Origin of the sequence: Actinoplanes utahensis (assembly GCF_016862455.1) — a bacterium.
GTDB classification, from domain to species: Bacteria; Actinomycetota; Actinomycetes; order Mycobacteriales; family Micromonosporaceae; genus Actinoplanes; species Actinoplanes utahensis.
On record NZ_BOMZ01000155.1, the window covers coordinates 1 to 661 of the forward strand.

A 661-nucleotide genomic window follows, 5' to 3' on the forward strand; every position below is an offset into this window, starting at 1 on the left:
GGGGTGCGGGTGGCCCGGTGCACCGTCGAGCGGCTGATGCGCGAGGCCGGGTTGCGGGGACTGCTGCGCGACAAGTCTCCGCGCACGACCCGGCCCGCGGCCGAGACCGACCGGCCTCGTGACCTCGTCAAACGTGACTTCACCGCGACGGGTGCGAATCAGCTGTGGGTCGCGGACCTGACCTACGTGCGCACCAGCGTGGGCTGGGTGTACGCCGCGTTCGTGCTGGACGTGTACTCCCGCATGATCGTCGGCTGGCAGGTCGCCACCAGCCTCTACACCGACCTGGCCCTCGACGCGCTGAAGATGGCCATCTGGCGCCGCCAGAATCAGGGGGCTGACCTGCGAGGACTCGTGCACCACTCCGACAGGGGCGTCCAGTATCGAGCGATCCGCTACAGCCAGCGGCTCGCCGAAGCCGGCGCCGTGGTCTCAGTCGGCTCGAAGGGCGACTCGTTCGACAACGCCATGGCCGAGGCGTTCAACTCCCTGTTCAAAGCCGAACTCGTCCGCAACAAGGGCCCGTGGCGCGGGCTCGACGACCTGGAGATGGCCACTGTCGAGTACATCGACTGGTACAACAACCGAAGGCTGCACGGCGAACTCGGCCACGTCCCACCCGCCGAACACGAGGCACTACACGCAATGACCCAGCCGGTCA

1 protein-coding gene is annotated in these 661 nt (G+C 67.8%); it reads left to right on the top strand.

Annotated features, from left to right (window positions below; genetic code table 11):
• Positions 1–661 (top strand): IS3 family transposase (locus Aut01nite_RS43090; protein ID WP_204037971.1); only part of this gene is annotated, 661 nt, incomplete at both ends.